The following is a 25,984-nucleotide window of genomic DNA, read 5'->3' as shown; positions in this document are numbered from 1 at the left end:
GCCCGGGTCTCGGTCGCGGCGGCGGGGGTCGCGGCCTGGGTCGAGGCGGACGGCGCCGGTGCGGCCGCCTTCGGGTCCGCGGCCGGCGCCTTCGGGGACGCGGCCTTGTGGGCCGGCGGGTCCGTCCAGGTCGTGGCGACGGATTCGGCGGAGGCGCCGCCGATCCCCAGGACCAGCATGAGGGCGGCGAGGCTCGTTCGCGCACCGTGCGGCATGGCGCCCTCCTGTCATCGCGGGGTTTCGGACAGATCCGCGGGGCAGCGCAACAATAGATCGAACCGCCGCGCAGGGGAATCGCGTCGCTGCATTTCCACCAGGATCGCCGAAACACGTTTAATACGGATGACGGCCGGCGCCGGACGCGGACGGGCCGTCCGACGACCGGCGGCGGCGATACCAGCGATGGAACCCGCGACCGAGGCCCGCGACGAAGGCCCGCGGAACCCGCGGCGCCGCGCGCGGTTGCTCCGCCATGTCCGCCCCCGCCGAAGCGTCCTCCGGTCCCCCACCCGGCCTTCGGGTGAGCGTCGACCTCAACCTGTGCCAAGCCTACGCCCAGTGCTGCTACGCGGCGCCGCGGCACTTCCGCATCGAGGGGCACGAGGCGCTGTTCTACGATCCCGCCCCCGCCGCGCGGGACCGGGACGACATCGAGCGGGCGCGCGTCGCCTGCCCGGTCCAGGCGATCCGGGTCGAGGATCCGGAGCGGGGCGCCTGATGGCGTGGGAGCCCGGGCGTGTCCTGATCGTGGGCGCCGGCCTCGCGGCGCTGCGCGGGGCCGAGGCCCTGCGCGAAGCGGGCTTCTCCGGCCCGCTGACGATCGTCGGCGACGAGCCCCATTTTCCCTACGACAGGCCGCCGCTCTCGAAGCACGTCCTCACCGGCGCGATCCCGGCGGAGGCCACGACCCTGCCGGGAATCGGCGCCCTCGCGGCGGAGTGGCAGCTCGGCAGCGCGGCGCAGCGCCTCGACCGGCAGGCGCGCACGGTCAGCCTCGCGGACGGGCGGATCCTCCCCTACGACCGCCTGCTCATCGCCACCGGCACCCGCGCCCGGCCCTGGGCGAATCCGCACGAGGGCCGCCTCGCCGGCGTCTTCACCCTGCGCGGGCGGGACGACGCCGCCGCCCTGCGGCGGGCGCTGGCCGCCGGCCCGAAGCACGTGCTGGTGATCGGCGCCGGTTTCATCGGCTGCGAGGTCGCGAGCCTGTGCCGGCAGCTCGACCTGCCGGTCACCCTGGTCGAGCCGGGCCCGACGCCGCTGGGCCGCGTCCTCGGCAGCACCGTCGGGGCGTTCATCGGCGCGATCCACGAGGGCCACGGCGTCGCGCTGCGGTGCGGCCGCGAGGTCGAGTGGCTGGAGGGCCGGGACGGCCGGCTGGTTCGCGCCCATCTCGTCGACGGCAGCAGCCTCGCGGCCGACATCGCCGTCATCGCCCTGGGGGCCGTGCGCAACACCGAGTGGCTCGACGGGGCCGGCCTGTCGGCGGATCCGGGCGGGGTCGATTGCGACGCCCGCGGCCACGTCCTCGATACCGACGGCAGGCCCGACCCGCGCATCGCCGCCGCCGGCGACGTGGCGCGCTTTCCCCACCCGCTCTACGACGGCCGGCGCGTCGCCCTGGAGCACTGGAGCCACGCGGTGGCGCAGGGCGTCCATGCCGGCCGGCTCCTCGCCGGCGCGGAGCCCGGGGCGCCCTACGGCGCCCTGCCGACCTTCTGGTCGACGCAGGGCGACCTCGTGGTGAAGTCCGTCGGCCTGACCGAGGGCGCCGACGCGGTGGCGATCACGCAGGGCGACGCGGCCGCCGGCCGGTTCGTCGCCACCTACGGCCGCGCGGGGCGCTGCATCGCGGCGGTCTCGGTGGATTCCGCCCGCTGGCTGCCGGCCCATGCCGAGCTGGTCGAGGCCCGCGCGCCGTTCCCGCCCGAGGGCGCCGCGACCGACCGACCGAAGGGCGTCACGGTCTTCGAGCCGGGCTTCGCCTAGGACCGCCCGACCGCGTCGCGCGGACGACGCGGACCCGGATGCGGAACCGCCACGATGCGCGAAGCCTTTGCTGTCGCGGCATCTGTCCCGAAGTGTGAAGGAGACCGCATGCCCGACGCCACCCTCCTCGATCAGGTCAAGGACTTCGCCAACCGGCCGAACCCCTACCCGGTCTACGCGAAGCTGCGGGAGAATCCCGTCTCGCGCCAGGATGACGGCACCGAGGCGGGCACGTGGGTGGCGGCGAGCCACGGCACCATCGCGCGCCTGCTGCAGGACCCGCGGGTCAGCTCCGACACCCTGCCGCCGGCCGACCGGCCCCGCACCGGCAACCCCCTCACCGACCTGATCGTGAAGCCGCTCAAGGACTGGATGATGGACCGGCACCGGGTCTTCATCTTCCGCGACCCGCCGGACCACGACGCGCTGCGCTCGGCGGTGATGCACCAGTTCTCCCGCGAGCGCGTCCAGGCGATGCGCGCCCGCTCCGACCGGCTGGTGGCCGACCTGCTCGACGAGAAATGCGGTGCCCGGGAGATCGACGCGGTCGACGACCTCGCCTACCCGCTGCCCGTGACGGTGATCTGCGAGCTGTTCGGCGTGCCCCGGGAGGACGAGCCGAAATTCCACGGCTGGGCGACCCAGCTCGCCACCGCGCTGGAGCCCGACAGCCTGTCGGACCCCGAGATCCGCGCGGCGAACAGCCGGACCTTCGACGCGATCGGCGGCTACATGGGCGCCCTGATCAAGGAGAAGCGCCGGCACCCGCAGGACGACATGCTGTCGGGCCTCGCCAACCACGCCACCCCGGCCGGCGTGAAGATGGGCGATTACGACCTGATCGCCACCTCGATCCTGATGCTGGTCGCCGGGCACGAGACCACCGTGAACCTGATCACCAACGGCCTGCTGACCCTGCTGCGGCATCCGGACGAGCTGGAGCGCCTGCGGCAGGATCCGCTCCGGGCCCCGCGGCTGATCGAGGAGCTGCTCCGCTACGAGCCGCCGGTGCAGTTCCGGACGCGGCGGACCCTGTCGCCCATCGACATCGCGGGGGTCACGGTCCCCGAGGGGGCCGATCTCGTGCTGCTGCTGGCCTCCGGCAACCGCGACGCGGCCGTCTTCCCCGATCCCGACCGGTTCGACCCGGACCGCGCCGGAACCCGCCATCTCGGGTTCGGCGGCGGCCTGCACTACTGCGTGGGCGCGCCGCTCGCCCGGTTCGAGGCCGAGGCGGCGCTCACCGCCCTCGCCCGCCGGCTGAAGGCGCCGCGCCTCATCGAGGACCCGCCGCCCTACCGGCCGGGCGCCGCCCTGCGCGGTCCGGAGCACCTCCGGGTGGCGATCGACGGGATCGCGTGAGCCGAGGGGGCCGCGAGGCCGGGCGGCCGCCGAGACGGGGGGCCGACGATCTGCGGCCGGGTCGCCGCCTCAGCCCGCCCCGGCCGGCCCGGCGCTCCGCTGTCAGGCGGCCTTCACGGCGGCGAGGAAGGTCGCGACCTCCTGGCCGAGGCTCGTCGAGTAGCGGGCCAGTTCCTGCGCGGCGCTCAGCACCTGATCGGAGGCCGCGCCGGTCTCGCGGGCCGCCTGCCGGACGTCGGCGATGTCGGTGGTCACCGCCTGGGTGCCCTGCGCCGCCTGCGTGACGTTGCGGACGATCTCGCTCGTCGCCGCGCCCTGCTCCTCCATGGCGGCGGCCACGCTGAGCGCGACCGTGCGCATCTCCTCGATCGTGCCCCCGATCGTCCGCATCGACTCCACCGCCTGCCGCGTCTCGTTCTGGATGGCCGCGATCTGCGTCGCGATGGTCTCGGTCGCCCGGGCGGTCTGCGAGGCCAGCGCCTTCACCTCGCCCGCCACCACGGCGAAACCCTTGCCCGCCTCGCCGGCGCGCGCGGCCTCGATGGTGGCGTTGAGGGCCAGCAGGTTGGTCTGCCCGGCGATCCCGGCGATCAGGCCCATCACCTCGCTGATCTGGTCCGTGCCGCGGGAGAGCACCTGCATCAGCGCGTTGGTCTGAGCCACGTCCGTGCCGGCCCGGTCGGCCATCGCGGAGGACTGGGCGACGCGGGACGCGATCTCGTTGATCGAGGCGGCCATCTCCTCGCTGGCCGCCGCCACGGTCTGCACGTTGCTGGAGGTCTGCTCGGAGGTCGCGGCGACGCGCACCGACTGGTCGGTGGTCCGCGCGGCCGTGCGCGTCATCTCCCGGGCCGTGGCCTCCATCTCCACCGCGGCCGCCGACAGGCCCTGCGTCAGCGCGCTGACCTGCGCATCGAACCGGGCGGTGACGTCGTCCAGCATCTGGGCGCGGCGCATCTTCGCCTCGCTCTCCGTCACGGCGGCCGCGTCGGCCGCGCGCTTGGCGATCAGGGCGTCCTTGAACACCTGGACGGCGCGCGCCATGGCGCCGACCTCGTCGCCGCGGCGCTGGTCGGCGACCGTCACCGCGAGGTCGCCGTCCGCGAGGCCGCGCATCGCCGCGGTCAGGCGGGTGATCGGGCGCGACAGGCCGTTGCCGACGAGCAGGAGCAGCGCCAGGATCGGCAGGGCGAGGCCGGCCGACCAGAGCCCGAGGGTGATCGCCCGGTCGCGCACGGCCGCGTGGACGTCGTCGCGGTACAGGCCGGTGGCGACGATCCAGCCCCACGGCTTGAACATCTGCACGCTCGCGACCTTCTCCACCGGCACGGACCCGCCGGCGCGCGGCTTCATGTAGTCGACGAAGCCGGAGCCGTCGCGCTTGGCGGTCTCGACCATCTCGGCGAAGTAGCGCTTCCCGCCCGGGACGTCGGTCTGGTCCAGCACCTGCTTGCCGACGTTCTTGGCGTTGAAGGCGTTGGCGATCAGGTGGCCCTGGGCGTCGAGGACGAAGAAGTAGTCCTCGCTGCCGAAGCGCAGGGCGGTGATCGCCGCGAGCGCGGCCTTCTGCGCCTCGGCGACGGGCATCTGGCCCGTCCGGGCCTGCGCCTCGTAGTGGACGAGCAGGCTCTGCGCGACCTCGGTCAGGCGCTTGGTCATCAGGGCGCGGTCCTCGAGCGCCGAGCCGCGCATGTCGACGAAGCTCAGGGCGCTGAGGGCGCCGATGGCCAGGAGCACCAGGGCCATCACGGCTGCGAGCTTGTGGCGAAGCCGGAGATCGGCGAAGCCCTGCCACGGCGCGGCACGGTCGGCGGGCGGGCGGCTGGTCTGCGTGGGGGTCATCCGAGCACCGGAAGAGGAGGCGTTCGGCCGGCCGGCATGGACTCGCCGTCGGCGCTGCACCGCATCAGCGTCGTGCAATCGGGTTAGTAAATCGCAAAGATGTGAGGCCGTTAGCCGGCACTTCGGAGGCGAATATCGGTGCCAAGTTAGCGAATGCGGTTCAGTCTAGAGGTTTACACAGATTAGTATCGGGGTCGGGCCGGGCCGTTTGACGGCCTGCAGCTACGCGCTGACGCTGTAGTGGATCGGCTTGAAGCTGCCGTTGTTGGATTGCAGGGCGGAGCAGGCGGTGAGCCCGATGATCAGGTCGGTCTCGGCCACGAACACGATCCGGTCCCCTGCCCGGCTGAGGGGCGGCGCCACGGTGAGCGCCCCGGTCGCGCCGTCGACCGGCACGTTCATGAAGCAGTTGAACGCCACCGGGATCGCGTCCGGCGCGATGCCGTAGGGGGCGAGCGCCGCCGCGAGGTTGCCGAAGCAGCCGCGATGCGGGTTCGTGTCGCCGTAGATGATGCGGAACGTGTCGGACGAGCACGGCGTCAGCAGGAAATCGTGCCGCCCCACCGTGTCCTCGACGATCCGCAGCAGGATGTTGGAGCGGTTCGAGTAGAGCGGGTCTCCGGTGGTCAGGTAGATCCGGCTGGCGTAGTCGAGGGTCCGGCCCGACGAGATCACCTCCCCCGTATCGTGGCGGTTGAAGGCGAGAAGGTCGGCCACCTGCTCCCCGCACGGGTCGATCACCGTGAGGCGCTGACCCCGGTCGAGGGTGAAGGCGACGCCGGAGCGCGGCTCGATCGTCTGCACGTCGACTTGGCACATGGTGGGTTGGCTCACTCCGTTCGAGGCCCGCGATCCGACCGGCTCAGGCGCCGCTGCCCGGCAGGCCGCGGTCGAAGGGCAGGACCGGCGGGTGCCAGTCCCGCGCCTCGGGGGCCGGTGCCGGTCGGCCCTTCATCGGGCAGCGCCAGTCCGCGTCGACCGCGCGGCCGCTGTACTGGCGCGCCTCCGAGGCCTCGCCGTGGCGCGCCAGCATCGGGTTCACGCTGCCGGCGAGGGCCTCGTCGCGCTCCAGGATCGCGGCGCGCAGCTTCTCGTAGCGCCCCTCCGCCCGCAGCCGCTCGAACTGCGCGTGCAGGTTGAAGACCAGGACCGGCGACGAGAAGCGCCGCGCCGGCCGGCTCGCCTGCGGGTGCAGCCCGACCACGAAGAACGCCTCGCCGCCGAAGCTCAGGGAGAAGTGCGGGTTGTCGGGATCCTCGGCCACGCGGGCATCGTGGGGCTGACCGAGCCAGGCATCCTTGTCGGTCAGGGATTGCGCGCGCGCCCAGAGATTCCGCTCGAACGCTTCCTCCGAGAGATCGCCCGGACCCTCGAACACGACCGCGAAACTCTGGAACAGGTCGGGCTGCGCGCGGTACTGCGCCACGAAGGCGAGCAGCGCCGGGTAGATCCGCATGTCGTCCCAACCCGAGGTGATGTCCCGGGCCACCACGATCCGCATCCGCCCGCGGGACAGGGCCGACTTGGCGCCCACGCAGGGGAAGGGCGGATTCCGGATGAAGTCGCGGAAGGCCTCGGCACGGGGGTGCTCTCGGTCGTCGCGGGGGAGATGCATGCGGGTCCTGCCCGGTCTCTGTGCGGCCGGCCTCGACGCGAGGCGGCCGCTGTTCGGGACTCCGGCAACACCACCGGGCGGCCGCTGTTCCGTCCTGCGACAGGTCGTCCGGGGGACAAGGTGAATCCGGCTGAACGCGGGTAAGTTGTGCTCCGCCGATCAGCCAATATTCCGTGGATCAGGCGCGCCGGATAAACATAGGTTAAGGCAGGAAAGACTCGCCGGACTGGCGCCGCTCCGGCGCTGTGCTGCCGCGAGGGCCGCCTGGACTGGGCCGATCCGCCGGGCGGAAGCTCAGGCCCGCCCGGCCGTTCGCGCCCGGTGCCGCGTCGCCGCGGCGGCCCCGAAGGACTCGAACAGGGCGCGGTTGATCGGGTTGGTCGCCGGGTCGTGCTCGGCGTGCCACTGCACGCCCAGCGCGAAGTCCGCCGCGTCGCGGACGCGGATCGCCTCGACCGTCTCGTCCTCGGCGATGCCCTCGACCACGATCCGCCCGCCCGGCTCCAGAATACCTTGGCCGTGCAGGGAGTTCACCCGGATCGTCTCGCGCTCCAGGAGGCGGGCGAAGGTGCCCCCGGGCGCCAGCCTGACCTCGTGACGGTCGGCGAAGATCAGTTCCAGGTCCGGGTGGATCTCGCCGTTCTCGAGGCGCGGCATGCGGTGGTTAAGCCGGCCCGGCAGATCGCGGATCTCCGGGTGCAGGCTGCCCCCGAAGGCGACGTTCATCTCCTGGAAGCCGCGGCAGATGCCGAACAGCGGCACGCCGCGCGCCACGCAGGCCTCGATCAGCGGCAGCGCCACGGCGTCGCGATCCTCGTCGTAGGGCTCGTGCGCCGCGCAGGGCTCGGTGTTGAAGCGCGCCGGGTGGACGTTGGCGCGGCCCCCGGTGAGCAGGACGCCGTCCACGGTGTCGAGGAGGTCGCCGAGGTCGGTGATCGCCGGGACGGCGGCGAACATCAGCGGCAGGGCGCCGGCCACCGCGGCGACCGCCCGCATGTTGTTCTCGCCGACGATCTGTGCCGGGAAGCGGCTGTCGATCAGGCGCGCGTTGCCGATGACGCCGATCACGGGTCTCGTCATCGTCCCGGCTGCTCCTCGATCCTGTCCTGGCCGCGCGGCGGCCGCCGCGCTCCGCGGCAGGCTCTACGACCCACGCAAGGCCGGCGCCAGTCCTATGCGGCTCACGGCGGCGACAGCACACCCGCGTCCGAAGCCTCGGCGCGGAGCACCTCGGCCACGCGCTCGGGCGCCTCCTCATGGGCGAGGTGGCCGAGCCCGCGGATCAGGCGGACGCGGGCGTCGGGCAGGCGATCGCGCAGCGAGAAGGCGGTGTCCGGCAGGATCGCCTTGTCGTCGCCGCCGACGATCAGCAGGGTCCGGGTCGCGAGGCCGGGCAGCGCCCGGTGCAGCCCGGCGAGATCCCAGTTCGCCATCATGCCCAGCGCCCCGCGGACATGGCCGGCCCGGGCGAAGAGCCGCCGGTACAGGTCGACGCCCTCCGGGTCGAGGCGCGAGCCGGTCCCCTCGATCAGCCGCTTGGCCGCGGACCGGTCCGCCGTCCAGGCGAAGATGCGGGGGGTGAAGGGGTTGAGGAACAGCAGCCGCGCCATGCTGGGGAACAGCAGGTTGGCCGCCCCAGGCAGCGGCGCCAGGGCGCCGTTGAAGGCCGCCAGCAACCGGGGCGCGATGGCGCCGTCGAGGCACATCCGCGCGAGGACGGCGGCGCCGGCCGAGTGGCCCGCCGCCAGGGCCGGCGGCCGGCCGAGCGCCGCCACGAGACCCGCCACGGCCCGGGCCATGCCGGGCAGGGACAGGTCAGCGTCGGGCAGCGGATCCGTGAAGCCGTGGCCCGGCAGGTCCGGGGCGATCACGAAGAAGTCCCGCGCGAGGAGCGGCGCCAGCCCGCGCCACGAGTGCGTGGCCGCCCCGGTCCCGTGCAGGAGCAGCAATGTCGGGGCGTCCGGAGACCCGAATTCCTGGACGTGCCAGCGCAGGCCGGCCGCCTCCACGAAGCGGCTCGCCTCCCGATGGGGCCAGTCCCGGCCCTCCACGGCCCAGTCCGGCCGCTCCGCGTCGAGACCGGTCAGCATGGGCCCGTATCCTGCACTGCGGCATCGCCGGGCGATCCGGGGGAGGCGGCGGCGCTATCGTTCATGGCCGGAAGTATTTCGTAACACTGAACAATCCCATGCGGCGGCCGCATGCCACCGGTGAGCGGAAACCGATTGCTGCGCTGCAACAGCGGCGGCATATCACGGGCGAGCAAGAACAAGACGCGTTCGCCAACTTCGGAGAAGGCCATGATCCTCTTCACCTCCTCGACCCAGAACATCGCCGCCCCCGTCTCCGGCGGCTGGAGCCTCAAGGCCATCGTGCGCGAGATGCTGAACTCCTGGCTCGCCCACCACCAGCGCCTCGCCGACAGCGGCATCGGCGGCGACCTCTGACACCCTGGCCCGAGGTTGACGCGCGCGGCACTCAGAGCGCCGCCCGCACCGCCGCGCTGATCTGACCGGCCTCGACCCGCGGCAGCTTCAGGTAGCGGGCGCCCATCGCGCTCGCGACCGAACGGGCCTCCTCACCCCGTGTGCCGGTATCGACCACGAGGGCCGGCAGCCCGGCCGCACGCAACGCGCGGGCCGCCTGCAGGGCCTCCGCGCCCGCGCGGACCCGTCCCCCCTCCCCCGACCGCGCGACGTTGGCGCGCCCGTCGGTCAGCAGCACGATCGCCGGCCGGCTGCCGCCGCGGCGCACGCCCAGCGCCACCGCGACCGCGGCGTCGATTCCCGCCGCGAGGGGCGTCCCGCCTCCACCCGGCAGTCCCGAGAGCCCCCGCTTGGCCCGGGTGAGCGAGCGGGTCGGCGGCAGGACCAGATCCGCGCCGGCGCCGCGGAACGCCACCAGCGCCACCCGGTCCCGGCGGACATAGGCCTCCGCCAGCAGCAGCTCGACCGCGCCCTTGGCCTCGGCCAGCCGCTCCAGGGCGGCCGAGCCCGAGGCGTCCACGCAGAACACCGTGGTGGTCTCGGTCCGCTGCTTGAGGATCCGGATCCGCAGATCGTCCCGCCGCACCACGATGCGGCGCGCCTCCTCCGGGTCGCGCCGCAGCGCCTGCCAGGGCGCCGCCGTCCGCAGGGTGGCGAGCAGGTCCAGGCGTCCCCGCCGCGGGTCGCCCCGCCGGCTGCCGACAGGGCGCCCGGTGCGGGCGGAGGCCGCCTGCCCGACCCGGCCGGCCCTCGCGGCCGGGAGACGCTGCGCGCCCGCCAGCAGCTGGTCGAGGAGGTTCGGCGGGATCGCGGCGCGCACCGCTTCCAGCACGACGTCGTCGGGCGCCTCCGCGGCGGCCGGATCCGACGCCTCCGCCTCGTTCGGCTCGGGCGGCTCCGCCGGCGGCGCCTCCGCGGTCTCGGAGGCGGGCTGCTCCGGTGCGGGCAGGCGCGTGGCGCGCGGCGCCAGGACCAGGCGCCCGGCCGCCACGATCGCCGCCTGGTCGATCGGCCCGACTCCCGCGAGGGCGCGCGCCACCCGCGCTGCCAGGATCGGCCCGCGCAGCGACGCGATCCCGAAGGCCTCGGCCAGGGCGCAGAGGCTGCCGACCGGGTCGGGCTCCGGTGCGCCTGCGGCGGGTTCTGGCTCGGCCGCCGCGGCCTCCGCCAGGCCGAGCCCGCTCAGGTCGATCCGGAAGGCGAGGCGATCGGCCAGCGCCTCGGCGACCGTCTCGTCCGCCACGCCCTCGTCGAGGAGGATCAGGCCGAACCGGGCGCGGCGGTCGGAGACCGTGCCGGTATCGAGGGTGGCCGCGAGCCGCGACGCGGTGCCCGGCGGCAGACGCTCGGCCATGGGGACGAGGACGATCCCGCCATCGGCCTCCGCGAGCAGCCCGGCCCGCGCGACGGGGCGGCCCGCCGCCAGGGTCGCGGCGAGATCCAGGCCGCCGAGCAGGCCGTCGTCGCCGATGCCGGGCGGCAGGCGCCGCCAGGGCGTTCCGGGCGGCAGCGCCGCCCTCAGGATCTCGAGCCAGCGCTCGCGCACCGGGCCGGGGGAGGCGCGCAGCACCGCGCCGCCGAGCCCGTGCGGGTCGGCGGCGAGCAGACGGGCGGCGAGACGAGCATCGGCCCAGAGATCGAGCGCACGCCTTCCGACCTCTGCGGGGGGAGGGAGAAGCCGCGCGCCCGTCACGCGAACACCTCCGCCAGCGCCCGCTCCACCCGGGCGGTGGAACCGGATTCGTCCAGCGGGTTGCGACGCAGCCGGTGGCGCAGGGCGGCCGGGGCGATGCGCCGGAGGTGGTCGTCGGTCACCGCCCCGGCGCCGTCGAGGGCGGCCAGCGCCCGCGCGGTGCGCATCAGGGTCAGCTCGCCGCGCAGCCCGTCGGTGCCCAGCGCCAGGCAGAGCCGCGCCGTGCGCTCCAGGGCGGCGTCCGGGACAGTCACCGCGGGCAGGCGCTCCCGCGCCAGCAGGATGCTCTTCTGGATCTTGCGCTCGCCACCCGCGTGCGCCGCGCAGAAACCCTCCGGGTCGCGCTCGTAGGCGTCGCGGGCGCGCACAACCGCGATGCGGGTCGGGATGTCCTTCGGGGTCGCGACCTCGCAGGCCAGCCCGAACCGGTCGAGGAGCTGCGGGCGCAACTCCCCCTCCTCCGGGTTGCCGGACCCGACGAGGACGAACCGCGCCGGGTGGCGGAGCGACAGGCCCTCGCGCTCCACGGTGTTGACCCCGGAGGCCGCCACGTCGAGCAGCAGGTCCACGAGGTGGTCCTCGAGGAGGTTCACTTCGTCGATGTACAGGAAGCCGCGATTGGCGCGCGCCAGCAGCCCCGGCTCGAACGCCTTCACGCCGGCCCCGAGCGCCCGCTCCAGGTCGAGGGTGCCGACCACCCGGTCCTCGGTGGCGCCGAGCGGCAGGTCCACGACGGGCACCGGCTTCTTGTGACTCTTGCGCGGGCCACCCTCGGCGCAGTGCGGGCAGCTCTCCGCCGGGCCGTCGGGATCGCAATTGTACGGGCAGCCGACCACCGCCCGCATCGGCGGCAGCAGGGCGGCCAGCGCCCGGATCGCCGTGGACTTGCCCGTGCCGCGGTCGCCGAAGACCAGCACGCCGCCGACCGCCGGGTCCACCGCCGCGATCAGCAGCGCCTGGCGCATCTCGTCCTGGCCGACGATGGCCGAGAAGGGAAAGGTGGGCACGGGTGTGACTCGACGCTGCGGGGGGCATCCGACCCACCCCCCTCATCCTGAGGTGCCGGAGCGCGGCGAAGGCCTCGAAGGGGAACTCCAGGGATCGCGCGGCCGGCCCGAGCCCTCCCTCGAGGCCCGCCGCCGCGGGCACTTCAGGATGAGGGGGTGGGTCGGAGAAGGGAAGCCCTACTCCGCCGCCTTCTGCCGGAGCCCGATCCGCCCCCAGATCGTGGTGAGCGCCTGGACCAGATGGGCGATGTCGGCGTCCGTGTGCAGCGGCGACGGCGTGATCCGCAGGCGCTCGGTGCCGCGGGCGACGGTCGGGTAGTTGATCGGCTGCACGTAGATGCCGAACTCGTCGAGCAGGGTGTCGGAGATCCCCTTGCAGAGCACGGGATCGCAGACCATCACCGGCACGATGTGGCTGTCGTTGGGCATGGTCGGGATGTCGGCGGCCTCCAGGGCCTGCCGGACCTTCGCCACGCGCTCCTGATGCCGGGCGCGCTCGGCGCCGCTCTCCTTGAGGTGGCGGATGCTCGCCGCCGCGCCCGCCGCGACGGCCGGGGGCAGCGAGGTCGTGAAGATGAAGCCCGAGGCGAAGCTGCGCACGAAGTCGCAGAGCTTCTCGGAGGCCGTGATGTAGCCGCCGTGCACCGCGAAGGCCTTGCCGAGCGTGCCCTCGATCACGTCGAGCCGGTGGGCGACGCCGTCCCGCTCCGAGATGCCGCCGCCGCGCGCCCCGTAGAGGCCGACCGCGTGGACCTCGTCGAGATAGGTGAGCGCCCCGTGGGCCTCGGCCACGTCGCAGATCTCGGCGATCGGCGCGATGTCGCCGTCCATCGAGTAGACCGACTCGAAGGCCACCAGCTTCGGCCGGGCCGGGTCGACCAGCGCGAGCTTGCGGTTCAGGTCCTCCGGGTCGTTGTGGCGGAAGATGTGGCGCTCGGCGCGGGAGAACCGGATGCCCTCGATCATCGAGGCGTGGTTCTCGGAATCGGAGAAGACCGCGCAGTTCGGCAGGCGCGACGCCAGGGTCCCCAGCGCCGCCCAGTTCGACACGTAGCCGGAGGTGAACAGCAGGGCCGCCTCCTTGCCGTGGAGGTCGGCGAGCTCGCGCTCCAGCAGCACGTGGTAGTGGTTCGTCCCCGAGATGTTGCGGGTGCCGCCGGCCCCGGCGCCGCAGCGGTCGATCGCCGCGTGCATCGCCCCCGTCACGGCCGGGTGCTGGCCCATGCCGAGATAGTCGTTGGAGCACCAGACCGTGACCGGCCGCGTGCCGGAGGCGTGGTGGTGGGTGGCGTGCGGGAAGTTGCCCGCGTGGCGCTCGAGGTCGGTGAAGACCCGGTAGCGGCCCTCCCGGTGGAGCCCGGCGATCTCGCCTTCGAAGAAGGTCTCGTAATCCATGTCGCCTCTCCCCGAACAAATCCTGCGGGTTGATCCCGCCTGTGACACCGGACTTCGCACAAGACCAGTTCCAGATTGGTGGACGTGCGTCGCCCCGCGATGATCCCTCGGCCTACACGTGGTCCGGCGGCCCGGCCGCTTCCCCGGGCGCCCGCGCGGGCAGGCTCCAGCGCCACAGCTCCGCCGAGGGCAGCGGCAGCATCAGGAACCAGTGCTCCAGGGTGGCGAGCGCGGTCAGCGTCGCCAGGACCGTGAAGCCGATCAGCTCGTGCTCCAGCAGGTCGGCGCCGAGCGCCGCGCGCCCGAGCAGGGCCGCCGCGATGGTCCCGAGGCTCACCGAGACCGGGAACAGCAGGTTCATCGGCTTCCGGGACAGGTAGCAGGCGAGGTAGCCGAGATGGTCCGGCAGGAACTCGGCGTGGAGGTTGCGCACCCCCAGGAACAGGTTGAGCCGCGCCGAGAGGTTCATCACCACCAGCGTGCCGTAGGTCCACAGGGCGAAGCGGTTGGGGCTGCCCCAGACCAGCGCCAGGATCGCGAGGCCGCCGACCACGATGGCGAATTCGTGCCACAGGCTGGTGGCGAGCGCGGCGAGGAACCGGTCGAGGCCGCGCACGCTCGGCGCGCAGGCGACCGGCCGCGGGCCCGACAGGAAGCCCATGTAGTAGCTCATCTCCTGCCAGCCCCAGACGACGAGCGCGGCCGTGAAGGCCGTGTAGGCCCCCGTGGCGCTCGTGTCGGCGGCGCTGGACCGGATCGCCACCAGGGCGCCGGCGAGCAGCAGGGTCGCCCCGGCCATGCTCCACGGATGCGTCCGCCGCGGGGCGTGGTCGAGCAGCAGGATCAGCCCGGTGGAGAACCACCAGAGCAGGACCGCGTACAGGACCGGGGCGGCGTAGGTCCCCATGCTACCAGACCGGCTGGAGACGGATGTCGGCCGGCAGGACGTTGGCCTTGACGGGGAGACAATACAGCCGCGCGAAGGTCACCGCCGCCCGGGCGGCGTGGAACCCCTGCAGGGCCTTGCCGACGAGGCCGCCCCGCGCCTTGGCGTCGGCGATCGCCCGGGAGCAGGCGAGCAGCCGGTCGAGCCCCGCCTTGAACTTCGGGTTGTCGAGGTCGAGCTCCAGCGGGAAGGTCTGGCGGGAGATCTCCGAGGTGATCCGGAAGACCTTGAAGTCGTAGTCGCTGGGATCGACCCCGAGCGCCGCGTGGAAGGCCGGGCGGTGATGGTCGCGCACGTACATCGTGGCGAAGACCGCGAGCAGGAAGAACCGGATCCAGTAGCGGTTCACGCCGCTCGTCAGCTTCGGGTTCGCGCGCATCAGCAGCGCGAAGGCCTCGCCGTGGCGGAACTCGTCGTTGCACCACAGTTCGAACCACTTGAAGATCGGGTGGATGCGCCGCTCCGGGTGCCGCTCCAGCTCGCGGAAGATCGTGATGTAGCGGGCGTAGCCGATCTTTTCGGAGAGATAGGTGGCGTAGAAGATGAATTTCGGCCGGAAGAACGTGTATTTTTTGGACTTGGTGAGGAACCCCAAGTCCACGCCGATGCCGAAATCCTTCAGCGTGTCGTTGATGAAGCCGGCGTGACGCGCCTCGTCGCGGCTCATGAAGCCGAACAGCTCCTTGATGTCCTTGTTCTTCGCGCGCTTGCGCATCTCCGCGTAGAGCACGCAGCCGGAAAACTCTGCCGTGATGGAAGAGACCAAGAAGTCCAGAAACTCCTTCCGCAACTCGGGCTCCATCCGCGACAGGTCGCAGTCGAACTCCGCGTTGCGGGTGAAGTGGCGCTTGTTCGGGTCGGAGCGCAGCTCGGCGATCAGCACGTCCCAGTCGCGGCGTACCGGCTCGACGTTGGTCCGGTCGAGCTCGTCGAAGTCGGTCGTGTAGAAGCGGGGCGACAGGAAGGTCGTCTCCTGGGCGGCCCGGGTCGACTCGTTGACCGGAGTCTTCGGAACGGGCTGGCCGGAGGGCGGCGGGACGGGTGCGTTCACAGCTTCCTCCTCTCGGAGAAGCTGACCTCGTAGAGTTCGGTCAGCTCGAGATGGGCGATGAGCTTGGTCCAGGCCCGCTCCAGCGGGCCGGCCCTGGTCACCGTGGCGGTGCGCCGCACGGTGAGGCGCTCGCCGTAGGGCACCGAGGTCGGCGCGTCGTGGACCTGAACCGCGTCGCCGGGCTCGATCTCGAAGCCGGCATCGAGGGTGACGTGCGCGTGCAGGCTCTCGGGCGTCTGCTCGATCTCCACCGTGCAGGGCACGGTGACGGTGCGGCTGCCGAACAGGCCCATCACCGCGTCTCCGTGGCGGGCGCGCCGGGCCCGGGCATCAGCCGGGCGAAGGCCCCGGCATTGGTCGGCCCGAAGGCCTCCAGGGGCACCCGGCGGCCGGTGGCCTCGTCGGCCAGCGCGAGGCGGCCGTCGTCGTAGCGGGTCAGGCTGAAGGGCTTCTCGGGGCCGAGTCCCTCCCGCTGGCGGGCCTGGGCGAGGCCCCGCAGCGTCCCGCGCAGGAAGCCGTCCTCGCCGGGGCGGATCCAGGCCACGATGTGCCGGTCGGCGACGTCCCGCAGGGCGATCGAGCCGTCGACCTGATCCTCGGCGCGGAATTCGAGCCGTTCCACCACATTGGCGGGCGGCAGGGCGACGAGGCCGACCTTCTCGCTCCGGCCGATCAGGACCGCCAGCATGGTGAAGCCCATCAGCGCGCCGCCGCCGATCATCAGCAGCGCCGGTGCCGGTCCCGCGACCGCCGATGCCGTGGCCCGGCCGGCGCCCTCCGCCCGCTCGCCCATCGTGCCCCTCCCTATTCGGCCGCGACGAGGCGACCGGGATTCTCGTCCGCTCGGCCGAGACGCGCCACCCGGACCGGCGGCGCGGTGCCGTCGGCATGGGCTTCGAGGGCGCGTGCCAGCAGCGCCGCCGCGGCGTCCGCGTCCGGCACGGAGCGCAGCATGGGCTCGGTCCGGGCGAGACGCCAGGGCCGGACGTGCGGCCAGATGTGAAGGTAGGCGATCCGGAGGCCCGGCTGCAACCGCAGTGGCAGGTCGCCGCTGCCGTCCGTGAAGGCGCGCAGGGCCGCGGTCTCGATCTGCGCGAAGGGCAGGTTGTGGGTCACCGGCAGGGCGATGCCGGCCTGCAGCACGACGCGGCGGTTGGTCACCGTGTAGAGCGTCGTCCGGTGCGTGAGCCAGGCGAGCAGCCAGAGCAGCGCGACGGCGCCGGCGCCGATCACCAGGGTCGGCGCCACCACCCTCAGCGCCGCCGCGGGCGAGCCCGCCGCGAGGCCGAAGGCCAGGGCGCAGACCGAGAACCACGCGATCACGAGGCGGGCGTGGAACACTCGGACCAGCAGGCCCGCGGTGGTCGGCGCGCCCTGCCAGAGGATGCGCTCGCCCGGCGGCAGCGGGCCGGGCAGACCCCGCAGGGTGCCTTCGGGGAGGAAGTCGCCGCTCATATCAGGGGCTCCGCCCGGGCCGGCGTCGCGTAGAGCGTGCCGGCGCCGAAATACGAGATGATCCGCTCCTCCTCCAGGAAGGTCACGCTGTCGGGATCGCGGGTGGTCGGGATGTCGGCGAACTGGCTCGCGAGCAGCGCCTCGGTCGTCACCGTCTTGGTGAAACCGCCGGCCCGGCAGAACGTGGTCGGCATCAGCCGGCGTCCGCCCGTCGGGAGCTCGACCTCGTAGTAGCGGATCAGCGACTCGCCGCGGTCGACCCAGACGTCGCTGATCACGCCCGCGACGGCGCTGTCGGTGCCGAACACCGTCATGCCGATCGGGTTCGGGCCGTCCTCGTGGATGACGAAGTTCTTCGCCACCCGGAGGGGCACGATGCGGATCTCGTCGTCCCAGGTCCGGTCGTGCACGTCGTGCCGCAGCACCCAGGAGCCGGGACCGACGCCGGCCTGGAGCGACGATTCCGTGCGCTCGTAGGGCGCCCCCGGCCAGGGCTCGACCTTGCGGGCCGGGATGCCGGTCTCGATGTCGTCCCGGCCGTGCACCGCCTGCGGCGCGTAGGTCGTCTCGCCGCCCGGCAGGTGAAACGCCTTGGACCGCGGGATCAGGATCGGGTCGTCCGCCTTGCGCCGGCCGACCGCCTCGTTCTCCAGGGGATAGCCCTCGCGCCGGTCCTCGCGGCGGAGCCAGAAGACCAGTCCCGCGAAGAAGAGGAAGAAGGCGTAGAGCACGACCTGGGCGACGTCGACGTAACCCGTAAGTGCGCCGGTTGGCATGGCTGTCCTCCCCGAATGTCAGGCCGTCCGGCCGGCAAGGCCGTCGGCGATGCGGTTCCGATCCTCTGTCCGAGCGTCCTCGCGCACCAGCGGTCCGAGCGCGAGCAGCGCGGCGAACAGCAGGGCGATCTCGATGTGGTAGACGATGAGGTAGCCGATGGCCGGCTCGTTCATGCCCTCGCCCAGCACCCCCGACTGGGCGATGGCGCCGCCCACGTCGCGCACGAGGCCGCTCGCCGCGATCGAGAGGCCGGCCGCGGTCGCCTGCACGGCGCCCCAGGCGCCGAGCGCGAGCCCGGTATCCTCGGGGCCGGCCCGGTTCATCGAGGCGGTGAGCGTGCCGTGGGCGAACAGGCCGCCGCCCAGTCCGATCAGGCTCACGCCCGCGGCGAACAGGTCGGCCGAGGCGAGCGGGGCAGCGAAGACCACCGCCGAGAAGGCGAGGATCCCGATCCCGACGCCGACCGCGGAGACGCGGAACGGGTCGCCCCCGCGGCCGAGCCAGCGCGCCGCGACCAGCAGGCCGAGCCCGCCACCGGCGGCCAGCAAGGCGGTCAGCGCCGTGGTGGCCGCCACCGAGAGGTGCAGGATCTGGCCGCCGTAGGGTTCGAGCAGGATGTCCTGCATGGAGAAGCCCGCCGTGCCGAGCCCGATCGCCACGAGGCGGCGCCGGGCGGTGCCCTGCCCCGCATAGGCCCGCCAGGAGGACCGGAAGTCCCGCTGCGGCGCCGTCCGCGTCCGGTTCGGATCGCGCGGCTCCTGCTTCCACAGGGCGAACCCGTTGAGGATGATGGTGACGAGGGCCGCGCCCTGGATCACCTGGATCAGCCGGACGGGCGAGAAATGGGCCAGGAACAGGCCGAACAGCACCGCGCTCGCCATCATGCCGAACAGCAGGGCCGCGCAGAGCAGCGCCACCACCTTCGGCCTCGCATGGGCGGGGGCGAGGTCGGTGGCGAGGGCGAGCCCCACGGTCTGGGTCGTGTGCAGGCCCGCGCCGACCAGCAGGAAGGCGAGCGCCGCCGCGAGGTCGCCGACCCAGAGCGGCCCGGTCGTGTCGCCCGACAGGATGAGCAGGGCGAACGGCATGATCGCGAGGCCGCCGAACTGGAGCAGCGTGCCGAACCAGATGTAGGGCACGCGCCGCCAGCCCAGCACCGAGCGGTGCGTGTCCGAGCGGAAGCCGACCAGCGCCCGCAAGGGGGCGAAGACCAGCGGCAGCGCCAGCATCATCGCGACGATCCAGGCCGGGACGCCGAGCTCGACGATCATCACCCGGTTCAGGGTGCCGATCAGCAGCACCGCGGCCATGCCGACGGTGACCTGGAACAGGGCGAGGCGGAGCAGCCGCCCGAGCGGCAGCTCGGCGGTGGCGGCGTCCGCGAAGGGCAGCACCGCCGGGCCGAGGCGCATCAGGGCGGCGGTGAGCTTGCGGGTGGGGGTCATGGCCGCATCCCGGATTGCACCGGGCCCCCGCCCCGATCCGCGCGGGGCGGCAGGGTGCGCGTCAGCGCCACCGCGTTCGACAGGTAGAACCCGCTGTTGATCCGGTGGCTCTGCGCCCAGGCGAAGGCGTCCAGGGCGCTCTCCGAGGCGATCCGCCGCCGCAATCCACCCTCGGTCACCGGCACGATGGAAGGCGAGCGGTCGCCGCGCGGGAAGAATTTTCCGGCCGCGTGCATCAGCGTCAGCAGGGCCGTGCGCGGCGCCACGGTGAACAGCACCGACCCGTCCGTGCGCGCACCCAGGACCGCCAGCGCCCGGGCGATGTCGGCGGCGCGGTAGTGGATCAGCGAATCCATCGCCACCACGTGATCGAACCGCCCGAGCCCGGGATCGAGCATGTCGCCCACCCGGAAATCGATGCGCCCCGCGCCGGCGATCGCCGGCAGCCGCTCCTGCGCCAGCCCGATCAGCGTCGGCGAGACGTCGATCGCCACCACCTCGGCGCCGCGCCGCGCCGCCTCGACGCTGAGCGCCCCGGTGCCGCAGCCGGCATCGAGCAAACGCAGGCCGGTCATGTCGGCCGGGAGCCAGGAGAGCAGCGTGGCCCGCATGGCGTCGCGCCCGGCCCGCACCGTGGCGCGGATCCGGCTCACGGGCGCGTCCGAGGTCAGGCGCGACCACGCCTCGACCGCGGTGCGGTCGAAGTAGGTGGTCAGCTCGCCCCGGCGGGCGTCGTAGCTGGCGCTGGCCATCAGTCGAATCCCAGAAACTCGAACAGGTCGCGGTCCTTCATGGGCTGCGCCTCGCAGGGCTCGGCGCCGGCCCAGAGCGTCTCGGCGAGCCGCATGTACTCGGCGGTCACGGCGTCGAGCTCCGGCGAGGACTCCATCTCGAACAGGGTCGACTTCTTGAGCCGCGAGCGGCGGACCACGTCGAGGTCGGGGAAATGCGCCAGCCGCTTCAGGCCGACCGCGTCGTTGAACCGGTCGATCTCGTCGGTCTTGGCCGAGCGGTTGGCGATGACGCCGCCGAGTCGCACGCCGTAATTCTTGGACTTCGCGTGGATCGCCGCGACGATCCGGTTCATGGCGAAGATCGAGTCGAAGTCGTTGGCGGTGACGATCAGCGCCCGGTCGGCGTGCTGGAGCGGCGAGGCGAAGCCGCCGCAGACCACGTCGCCCAGGACGTCGAACACGACGACATCGGTGTCTTCGAGGAGGTGGTGCTCCTTGAGGAGCTTCACCGTCTGGCCGACCACGTAGCCGCCGCAGCCGGTGCCGGCGGGCGGGCCGCCGGCCTCGACGCACATCACCCCGTTGTAGCCCTCGACCACGAAATCCTCGACGCGCAGCTCCTCCGAGTGGAAGTTCACCGCCTCCAGGGCGTCGATCACCGTGGGGGCGAGGCGCTTGGTCAGCGTGAAGGTCGAATCGTGCTTCGGGTCGCAGCCGATCTGCAGCACCCGTTTGCCGAGCTTCGAGAACGCCACCGACAGGTTCGACGAGGTGGTCGATTTGCCGATCCCGCCCTTGCCGTAGACCGCGAAGACCTTGGCGGTCTCGATCTTCAGGTCCGGATCGAGCGCCACCTGAAGGCTCCCCTCCTCCTTCCGGGCCACGACCGGATTGCGGATCGCGATGTTCATGCGGCCACTCCTGCGGTGACGCCTTCCAGGCGGTCCTCCAGCTCCTCCTCGGCCCGGTCGAGGGCGTCGCGCATCGCTGCGTCGGGGGTCCAGAAGCCGCGGCGGTGCGCCTCGATCAGCCGTTGGGCGACCTTGGCGGAGGCGGTGGGGTTCAAGGCGGCCATGCGCTCGCGCATGGCGGGGTCGAGGACGTAGGTCTCGGTGATCCGCTCGTAGATCCAGGGCTGGACCGCGTTGGCGGTGGCCGACCAGCCGACCGTGTTGGTCAGGTGGGTCTCGATCTGGCGCACGCCCTCGTAGCCGTGGCCGAGCAGGCCCTCGTACCATTTCGGGTTGAGCATCCGGGTGCGCGTCTCCAGCGCCACCTGCTCCTCCAGGGAGCGGACGCGCCCCTCCCCGCGGGTCTGGTCGCTGATGTAGATCGGCACCGACTCGCCCTTGGCCCGGGCGACCGCCCGGCCCATGCCGCCGAGCCCGTCGAAATAGTGGTCGACCGAGGTGACGCCGACCTCGACCGAGTCGAGGTTCTGGTAGGCCATGTCGACCGAGGCGAGCACCGCCTGCATCAGGGCGCGCTGCGGCGCCGGACGGCCGGTGCGGCCGTAGGCGAAGCTCTTGCGGCGCGCGAAGGTCTCGCAGAGTTCCGCGTCGTCGTCCCAGTTCCCCGAATCGACGAGGTGATTGACGTTGGCCCCGTAGGCGCCCTCGGCGTTGGAGAAGACCCGCAACGCCGCCGTCTCCAGGTCGCAGCCCTGCTCCACCTGGATCGCCAGGGCGTGCTTGCGGACGAAATTTTTCTCGACCGGCTCGTCCGCACTCGCGGCGAGGAAGGATGCTTCGGCCAGCAGCTTCGTCTGCAGCGGCAGCAAGTCCCGAAAGATGCCCGAGAGGGTCACCACCGCGTCGATCCGCGGGCGGCCGAGGGTCTCCAGCGGGATCAGCTCGGCGCCGCTGAGCCGTCCGTAGCCGTCGAAGCGGGGCGCGGCGCCGATCAGCGCCAGCGCCTGGGCGATCGGGCCGCCCTCGCTCTTGAGGTTGTCGGTGCCCCACAGGACCAGCGCGACGCTCTCCGGGCAGGGCTTTCCGTCGGCGGCGAAGCGTTCGAGGATCCGGGCGACCTGCCGGGCGCCGTCGGCCACCGCGAAGGCCGAGGGCAGGCGGTAGGGGTCGAAGCCGTGGAGGTTGCGGCCGGTCGGCAGCACGGCCGGGTTGCGCAGGAGGTCGCCGCCGGCCACCGGCGGCACGAAGCGACCGTCGAGCGCCCGCAGCAGGGCCGGAACCTCGTGATCCCGGGCGAGAAGCCGGTCGGTCTCGGCGAGATTTTTTAGGACATCGCGGGTCGCCTCATCGGCTGGCAAACCGCAGGCCCTAGTCGCCGCCTCGATGCCGTGGCCGGCGACCAGGGCCTCGATCCCGGCCCGTTCCGGCCGCACCCCGTGCGCCGATTCGGCGAGCGCGAGGAGCAGGTCGACCCGCTCGTCCTCCGGCGTCCCCTGGCCGACCACGTGGAGCCCGTGCGGGATCAGGGTCTGCTCCAGTTCCTGCAGTGCGGTCCAGAGGCCGGAAACGCGGGCCCCGAGGTCCCCGGTCCAGGCCGGCTCGGCCGCCACGAGATCCACCGCCGCGCCCTGGTCCTGGATCAGGCGCGCCAGCGTCTCGCGCTCGCCCTCCGCCTCGGGGCCGAGGCCGCGCCAGCGCTCGATCGAGCTCTTGAGGTCGAGCAGCCCGCGATAGAGTCCGGCCGCCGCGAGGCTCGGGGTCAGGTAGCTCACCAGCGTCGCGGCCGAGCGGCGCTTGGCGAGCGTTCCTTCGGACGGGTTGTTGGCGGCGTAGAGGTAGACGTTCGGCAGCGCCCCGATCAGCCGCTCCGGCCAGCAGGATTCGGACAGGCCGGTCTGCTTGCCGGGCATGAATTCGAGTGCCCCGTGGGTGCCGAAATGCAGCACGGCGTCGGCGGCGAAATCCTCGCGCAGGTAGCGGTAGAAGGCCGAGAACGCGTGGGTCGGCGCGAAGCCGCGCTCGAACAGCAGCCGCATCGGGTCGCCCTCGTAGCCGAAGGCCGGCTGAACCCCGACGAAGACGTTGCCGAACTGCGCGCCGAGGACAAAAATCTCGGCGCCGTTGGTCTGGTGGCGACCCGGCGCCGGGCCCCACTGGGCCTCGATCTCGGCGAGGTAGGGCTCCCGCCGCAGATGATCCTCGGCCGGGATGCGGGCGTGGACGTTGGCCTGGCTGCCGTAGCGCCTGGCATTGCCGTCGAGGATGCGCTCGCGCAGGGCGTCGGCGCTCTCCGGCACCTCGACCGTGTAGCCGTCCGCAGCCAGACCCTTCAGGGTGTTGAGGAGCGACGCGTAGACAGAGAGGAACGCCGCCGTGCCGGTGGCGCCGGCATTGGGCGGGAAGTTGAACAGCACCACGGCGAGCTTCCGCGCGGCCTTCGCGGTCCGGCGGAGCGACACCAGCCGGGCGACCCGCTCGGCGAGCCGGGCGGCACGCTCAGGATGCACCCGCATGTCCCTTGCGTTGTCGGCACCGGAATTGGCGGAGCGGCCGCCGAACACCATCGGGGCGGTGGCGCCGTCGAGTTCGGGGATCGCGACCATCATGGTCGCCTCGACCGGCGACAGGCCGCGGTCGCCCGATTCCCATTGCCCCAGGGTCTGGAATTCCAGCGCCTGGGCGGCGAGGTAGGGCACGTCGAGCCGGGCCAGCATCAGTTCGGCGGCGGCGGCGTCGTTGTAGGCAGGGCCGCCGACCAGCGAGAAGCCGGTGAGCGAGACCAGCGCGTCGATGCAGGCGCGCCCGTCCTTCATGAAGAAGGCATCCACCGCCGGGCGGTTGTCCAGGCCGCTGGCGAAGGCCGGCACCACGTCGAGACCCTGCGCCTCCAGGGCCGCGATGACGCCGTCGTAATGGGCGGTGTTGCCGGCGAGCACGTAGCTGCGCATCACCAGCAGCCCGACGCGGCCCTTCGCGCCCGTGAGGTGCGGCAGCCGCGACGGGTCGGCGCCGATCCGGCCGGGCAGGCGCGGGTGGTAGAGGCCGGTCTCGGGGTAGTCGAGGGGCGCGGGCGCCGCCGGGCCCTCGCGCCAGGCGGCGCGCTCGCCGGCCGCGTAGCGATGCACGAGGAAGCGCACCAGGGCGGCGACGTTCTCGTCGGACCCTGCGAGCCAGTATTGCAGGGTCAGGAAATAGGCGCGCACGTCCTGGGCCGAGCCCGGGATGAAGCGCAGGATCTTCGGGAGTTTGCGCACGAGCGCCATCTGGCGGCCGGCATTGCCCTGCTGGCCGGGCTTGCCGCGCAGCTTCTTCAGGAAGTCGAGGGCGCTGCGCTTGGTGCCGCTCATGTCGAATCGGCCGAGCTTCGTGGTCTTCACCACCTCGCCGGCCGAGAGGCAGCCGACCATCGCGTCGCAGGCCTCCCGCCGGGCCGCGAGCGCCGGCAGGATCGCCCGGACATGCTCGTCCATGAACAGCATGGCGGAGAGCACGATATCGGCCTGCGCGATGTCGGCGCGGCAGGCTTCGAGGGTGGCGGGATCGGTCTCCCACTCGGCCGCCGCGTGGAAACCCAGCACCAGCCCGGGCATCTCGGACCTGAGGCGCAGGCGCGCCCGCTCCACCGCGCTCGCCAAGTGATTGTCGAGCGTGACGATGACGACGCGGATCGGCGGCCTAGCGGCCGTAATGCGCTTTGGCATCGTAGAGGGTCTCGAGGGTGATGAGCGGCAGGAGCCGCTCCCGCGCGAAAGTCTCGGTGTTCGTGCGTGCCTTGCCCCGCACGAAGAACGGGATCTTCTTCAGCTCCTTCTCGGCCTCGGGCGACCACGCGGTCGCGGCCGGCCGCTCAAGCAGGATCGGAACGGGCGCCGGCGTCGGAGGGGTGTCAGCCGGCGCCCGTTCCGCGGCCTCGAACGCCTCGTCCGCCGGAGTCCCGAAGGACTTGCCGCCGAGATGCGAGGGGCCGACGCCGTCGTGGAATTCGGGATCCTCCCGGAACATGCCGAGGAGGTGCTCTTCGAGGCCCATCATCAGCGGATGGACCAGGGTGTCGAACAGGACGTTGGCGCCCTCGAAGCCCATCTGCGGGGCGTAGCGCGCCGGGAAGTCCTGGACGTGGACCGGCGCGGAGATCACCGCGCAGGGGATGCCGAGCCGCTTGGCGACGTGGCGCTCCATCTGGGTGCCGAGGACGAGTTCCGGCGCGGCCGCGCGGATCGCCGCCTCGACGTCGAGGTAGTCGTCGGTGACCAGCGCCTCGATACCGTGCTCGGCCGCCTCGGCGCGGACCTCGCGGGCGAACTCGCGGCCGTAGGTGCCGAGCCCGACGAGGGTGAAGCCGAGTTCCTTCGCGGCGACCCGGGCGATGCCGATGGCGTGCGTGGCGTCGCCGAACACGAAGACGCGCTTGCCCGTGAGATAGGTCGAATCGACCGAGCGGGAGTACCAGGGCAGCCGCGAGCCGGATCCGTCGAGCACCGGCGCCGGGTCGATCCCGGCGAGGCCCGCCACCTCCTCGACGAACCGGCGGGTGCCGCCGACGCCGATCGGGATGGTTTGCGTGAACGGCTGCCCGAAGGCCTTCTTCAGGTAGTCCGCAGCGGAGCGGGCCGTCTCGGGATAGAGCACGACGTTGAAGTCGGCGTCCCGGAGCCGGCCCAGATCGGCGGGCGTGGCCCCCAGCGGCGCCACGACATTCACGGCGATGCCGAGGGTATCGAGCAGCCGGCGGATCTCGATCAGGTCGTCCCGGTGGCGGAAGCCCAGCGCCGTTGGACCCAGAATGTTGCAGAGCGGGCGCCGCCCGGGCTCCCGCGCCGGGCGCGGGGCCGGAGCCCCGGCGAGCGCGCGGACCAGCCGGTAGAAGGTCTCCGACGCGCCCCAGTTCTCCTTCTTCTGGTAGGCGGGCAGCTCCAGCGGGATCACCGGGATCGGAAGGTCGAGGGCCTTGGCGAGGCCGCCCGGATCGTCCTGGATCAGCTCGGCCGTGCAGGAGGCGCCGACGATCATGGCCTGGGGCCGGAACCGTGCGTGCGCGGCGGCGACCGCCTCCTTGAACAGCTCGGCGGTGTCGCGGCCGAGATCCTGGGCACGGAAGGTCGTGTAAGTCACGGGCGGGCGGGCGTCCCGCCGCTCGATCATGGTGAACAGCAGGTCGGCGTAGGTGTCGCCCTGCGGAGCGTGCAGCACGTAATGCAGCCCGGACATCGCCGTGGCGACGCGCATCGCGCCGATGTGAGGCGGACCCTCGTAGGTCCAGAGGGTGAGCTGCATGG

24 protein-coding genes and 1 pseudogene are annotated in these 25,984 nt (G+C 72.7%); 4 read left to right on the top strand and 21 right to left on the bottom strand.

The window, feature by feature from the left end:
• Positions 1-215, bottom strand: a pseudogene (locus ME121_RS20205) (hypothetical protein); the annotation flags it as partial.
• A gap of 257 nt (positions 216-472) precedes the next feature.
• Here ME121_RS20205 and ME121_RS20200 point away from each other — a divergent pair.
• From ME121_RS20200 to ME121_RS20190, 3 genes are all read left to right on the top strand, one after another.
• Positions 473-718, top strand: coding sequence for a ferredoxin (locus ME121_RS20200; RefSeq protein WP_059409501.1), 246 nt, complete (start codon positions 473-475; stop codon positions 716-718).
• On the top strand, positions 718-1,989 hold the full coding sequence (locus ME121_RS20195; RefSeq protein WP_059409500.1) for an NAD(P)/FAD-dependent oxidoreductase: 1,272 nt from the start codon (positions 718-720) through the stop codon (positions 1,987-1,989). Before ME121_RS20200 ends, ME121_RS20195 begins: the two co-directional genes overlap by 1 nt.
• Positions 1,990-2,097: 108 nt before the next feature.
• Entirely contained in the window at positions 2,098-3,351 is a 1,254-nt protein-coding gene (locus ME121_RS20190; RefSeq protein ID WP_053621348.1) for a cytochrome P450, read from the top strand.
• A 102-nt stretch (positions 3,352-3,453) separates the two neighbouring features.
• Here the strand turns inward: ME121_RS20190 and ME121_RS20185 are convergent, their stop codons facing one another.
• The 6 genes from ME121_RS20185 to ME121_RS33880 all read right to left on the bottom strand — a co-directional run bounded on the left by ME121_RS20185 (position 3,454) and on the right by ME121_RS33880 (position 9,110).
• Positions 3,454-5,193 (bottom strand): methyl-accepting chemotaxis protein, encoded by a 1,740-nt coding sequence (locus ME121_RS20185; protein WP_059409499.1) that lies wholly within the window; start codon positions 5,191-5,193, stop codon positions 3,454-3,456.
• A 222-nt stretch (positions 5,194-5,415) separates the two neighbouring features.
• The gene (locus tag ME121_RS20180; RefSeq protein WP_029359371.1) at positions 5,416-6,012 is read right to left on the bottom strand and encodes a DUF1989 domain-containing protein; all 597 of its coding nucleotides are present in this window, start codon (positions 6,010-6,012) and stop codon (positions 5,416-5,418) included.
• Between the two features lie 43 nt (positions 6,013-6,055).
• On the bottom strand, positions 6,056-6,808 hold the full coding sequence (gene gntA, locus ME121_RS20175; protein WP_024830335.1) for a guanitoxin biosynthesis heme-dependent pre-guanitoxin N-hydroxylase GntA: 753 nt from the start codon (positions 6,806-6,808) through the stop codon (positions 6,056-6,058).
• 294 nt (positions 6,809-7,102) lie between these two features.
• Positions 7,103-7,888, bottom strand: a complete 786-nt coding sequence (locus tag ME121_RS20170) for a gamma-glutamyl-gamma-aminobutyrate hydrolase family protein (protein ID WP_059409498.1) — start codon at positions 7,886-7,888, stop codon at positions 7,103-7,105.
• Positions 7,889-7,989: 101 nt separating this feature from the next.
• Positions 7,990-8,898 (bottom strand): alpha/beta fold hydrolase BchO, encoded by a 909-nt coding sequence (gene bchO, locus ME121_RS20165; RefSeq protein ID WP_012318813.1) that lies wholly within the window; start codon positions 8,896-8,898, stop codon positions 7,990-7,992.
• Positions 8,892-9,110, bottom strand: coding sequence for a hypothetical protein (locus tag ME121_RS33880; protein WP_143739298.1), 219 nt, complete (start codon positions 9,108-9,110; stop codon positions 8,892-8,894). Before ME121_RS33880 ends, bchO begins: the two co-directional genes overlap by 7 nt.
• On the opposite strand from ME121_RS33880, the gene ME121_RS33875 reads away from it, so the two are divergent.
• On the top strand, positions 9,109-9,255 hold the full coding sequence (locus ME121_RS33875; protein ID WP_012318814.1) for a hypothetical protein: 147 nt from the start codon (positions 9,109-9,111) through the stop codon (positions 9,253-9,255). The genes ME121_RS33880 and ME121_RS33875 overlap by 2 nt on opposite strands.
• Positions 9,256-9,286: 31 nt before the next feature.
• Here ME121_RS33875 and ME121_RS20160 read toward each other — a convergent pair whose 3' ends face one another.
• From ME121_RS20160 to bchB, 14 genes are all read right to left on the bottom strand, one after another.
• Positions 9,287-10,987 (bottom strand): magnesium chelatase subunit D, encoded by a 1,701-nt coding sequence (locus ME121_RS20160; RefSeq protein WP_029359373.1) that lies wholly within the window; start codon positions 10,985-10,987, stop codon positions 9,287-9,289.
• Entirely contained in the window at positions 10,984-11,994 is a 1,011-nt protein-coding gene (gene bchI, locus ME121_RS20155; protein WP_024830331.1) for a magnesium chelatase ATPase subunit I, read from the bottom strand. Before bchI ends, ME121_RS20160 begins: the two co-directional genes overlap by 4 nt.
• 177 nt (positions 11,995-12,171) lie before the next feature.
• Positions 12,172-13,389 (bottom strand): 5-aminolevulinate synthase, encoded by a 1,218-nt coding sequence (gene hemA / locus ME121_RS20150; RefSeq protein ID WP_012318817.1) that lies wholly within the window; start codon positions 13,387-13,389, stop codon positions 12,172-12,174.
• 112 nt (positions 13,390-13,501) lie between these two features.
• Complete coding sequence (gene puhE / locus ME121_RS20145) at positions 13,502-14,296, bottom strand: putative photosynthetic complex assembly protein PuhE (RefSeq protein WP_012318818.1); 795 nt, start codon at positions 14,294-14,296, stop codon at positions 13,502-13,504.
• A 1-nt stretch (position 14,297) separates the two neighbouring features.
• Positions 14,298-15,386, bottom strand: coding sequence for a magnesium-protoporphyrin IX monomethyl ester (oxidative) cyclase (gene acsF, locus ME121_RS20140; protein ID WP_059409497.1), 1,089 nt, complete (start codon positions 15,384-15,386; stop codon positions 14,298-14,300).
• On the bottom strand, positions 15,383-15,679 hold the full coding sequence (locus ME121_RS20135) for a hypothetical protein (protein WP_012318820.1): 297 nt from the start codon (positions 15,677-15,679) through the stop codon (positions 15,383-15,385). Before ME121_RS20135 ends, acsF begins: the two co-directional genes overlap by 4 nt.
• The gene (gene puhC / locus ME121_RS20130) at positions 15,679-16,179 is read right to left on the bottom strand and encodes a photosynthetic complex assembly protein PuhC (RefSeq protein ID WP_012318821.1); all 501 of its coding nucleotides are present in this window, start codon (positions 16,177-16,179) and stop codon (positions 15,679-15,681) included. The genes ME121_RS20135 and puhC overlap by 1 nt, the downstream gene beginning before the upstream one ends.
• An 11-nt stretch (positions 16,180-16,190) precedes the next feature.
• Entirely contained in the window at positions 16,191-16,841 is a 651-nt protein-coding gene (gene puhB / locus ME121_RS20125) for a photosynthetic complex putative assembly protein PuhB (protein WP_012318822.1), read from the bottom strand.
• On the bottom strand, positions 16,838-17,617 hold the full coding sequence (gene puhA / locus ME121_RS20120; RefSeq protein WP_012318823.1) for a photosynthetic reaction center subunit H: 780 nt from the start codon (positions 17,615-17,617) through the stop codon (positions 16,838-16,840). The genes puhB and puhA overlap by 4 nt, the downstream gene beginning before the upstream one ends.
• A gap of 18 nt (positions 17,618-17,635) precedes the next feature.
• A complete protein-coding gene (locus ME121_RS20115) occupies positions 17,636-19,063 on the bottom strand; it encodes a BCD family MFS transporter (RefSeq protein ID WP_012318824.1) in 1,428 nt (475 codons plus the stop codon).
• A complete protein-coding gene (gene bchM / locus ME121_RS20110) occupies positions 19,060-19,815 on the bottom strand; it encodes a magnesium protoporphyrin IX methyltransferase (RefSeq protein WP_012318825.1) in 756 nt (251 codons plus the stop codon). The genes ME121_RS20115 and bchM overlap by 4 nt, the downstream gene beginning before the upstream one ends.
• A complete protein-coding gene (bchL, locus tag ME121_RS20105; RefSeq protein WP_012318826.1) occupies positions 19,815-20,708 on the bottom strand; it encodes a ferredoxin:protochlorophyllide reductase (ATP-dependent) iron-sulfur ATP-binding protein in 894 nt (297 codons plus the stop codon). The genes bchM and bchL overlap by 1 nt, the downstream gene beginning before the upstream one ends.
• Entirely contained in the window at positions 20,705-24,409 is a 3,705-nt protein-coding gene (locus tag ME121_RS20100; RefSeq protein ID WP_059409496.1) for a magnesium chelatase subunit H, read from the bottom strand. Before ME121_RS20100 ends, bchL begins: the two co-directional genes overlap by 4 nt.
• On the bottom strand, positions 24,384-25,982 hold the full coding sequence (bchB, locus tag ME121_RS20095) for a ferredoxin:protochlorophyllide reductase (ATP-dependent) subunit B (RefSeq protein WP_059409495.1): 1,599 nt from the start codon (positions 25,980-25,982) through the stop codon (positions 24,384-24,386). The genes ME121_RS20100 and bchB overlap by 26 nt, the downstream gene beginning before the upstream one ends.
• Positions 25,983-25,984 lie beyond the last annotated feature (2 nt).

The sequence above is a fragment of the Methylobacterium sp. ME121 genome (assembly GCF_000974725.1).
Classification (GTDB): Bacteria; Pseudomonadota; Alphaproteobacteria; order Rhizobiales; family Beijerinckiaceae; genus Methylobacterium; species Methylobacterium radiotolerans.
The sequence above is the reverse complement of the archived record's forward strand: the minus strand, read 5'-3'. Positions and strand labels throughout refer to the sequence as shown.

Coding starts and splice junctions, on each gene's coding strand:
- ME121_RS20200 (WP_059409501.1), top strand. CDS start 473: ATGTCCGCCCCCGCCGAAGCGTCCTCCGGTCCCCCACCCGGCCTTCGG.
- ME121_RS20195 (WP_059409500.1), top strand. CDS start 718: ATGGCGTGGGAGCCCGGGCGTGTCCTGATCGTGGGCGCCGGCCTCGCG.
- ME121_RS20190 (WP_053621348.1), top strand. CDS start 2,098: ATGCCCGACGCCACCCTCCTCGATCAGGTCAAGGACTTCGCCAACCGG.
- ME121_RS20185 (WP_059409499.1), bottom strand. CDS start 5,193: ATGACCCCCACGCAGACCAGCCGCCCGCCCGCCGACCGTGCCGCGCCG.
- ME121_RS20180 (WP_029359371.1), bottom strand. CDS start 6,012: ATGTGCCAAGTCGACGTGCAGACGATCGAGCCGCGCTCCGGCGTCGCC.
- gntA (WP_024830335.1), bottom strand. CDS start 6,808: ATGCATCTCCCCCGCGACGACCGAGAGCACCCCCGTGCCGAGGCCTTC.
- ME121_RS20170 (WP_059409498.1), bottom strand. CDS start 7,888: ATGACGAGACCCGTGATCGGCGTCATCGGCAACGCGCGCCTGATCGAC.
- bchO (WP_012318813.1), bottom strand. CDS start 8,898: ATGCTGACCGGTCTCGACGCGGAGCGGCCGGACTGGGCCGTGGAGGGC.
- ME121_RS33875 (WP_012318814.1), top strand. CDS start 9,109: ATGATCCTCTTCACCTCCTCGACCCAGAACATCGCCGCCCCCGTCTCC.
- ME121_RS33880 (WP_143739298.1), bottom strand. CDS start 9,110: ATGGCCTTCTCCGAAGTTGGCGAACGCGTCTTGTTCTTGCTCGCCCGT.
- hemA (WP_012318817.1), bottom strand. CDS start 13,389: ATGGATTACGAGACCTTCTTCGAAGGCGAGATCGCCGGGCTCCACCGG.
- puhE (WP_012318818.1), bottom strand. CDS start 14,296: ATGGGGACCTACGCCGCCCCGGTCCTGTACGCGGTCCTGCTCTGGTGG.
- ME121_RS20135 (WP_012318820.1), bottom strand. CDS start 15,679: ATGGGCCTGTTCGGCAGCCGCACCGTCACCGTGCCCTGCACGGTGGAG.
- puhC (WP_012318821.1), bottom strand. CDS start 16,179: ATGGGCGAGCGGGCGGAGGGCGCCGGCCGGGCCACGGCATCGGCGGTC.
- puhB (WP_012318822.1), bottom strand. CDS start 16,841: ATGAGCGGCGACTTCCTCCCCGAAGGCACCCTGCGGGGTCTGCCCGGC.
- puhA (WP_012318823.1), bottom strand. CDS start 17,617: ATGCCAACCGGCGCACTTACGGGTTACGTCGACGTCGCCCAGGTCGTG.
- ME121_RS20115 (WP_012318824.1), bottom strand. CDS start 19,063: ATGACCCCCACCCGCAAGCTCACCGCCGCCCTGATGCGCCTCGGCCCG.
- bchM (WP_012318825.1), bottom strand. CDS start 19,815: ATGGCCAGCGCCAGCTACGACGCCCGCCGGGGCGAGCTGACCACCTAC.
- bchL (WP_012318826.1), bottom strand. CDS start 20,708: ATGAACATCGCGATCCGCAATCCGGTCGTGGCCCGGAAGGAGGAGGGG.
- ME121_RS20100 (WP_059409496.1), bottom strand. CDS start 24,409: ATGCCAAAGCGCATTACGGCCGCTAGGCCGCCGATCCGCGTCGTCATC.
- bchB (WP_059409495.1), bottom strand. CDS start 25,982: ATGCAGCTCACCCTCTGGACCTACGAGGGTCCGCCTCACATCGGCGCG.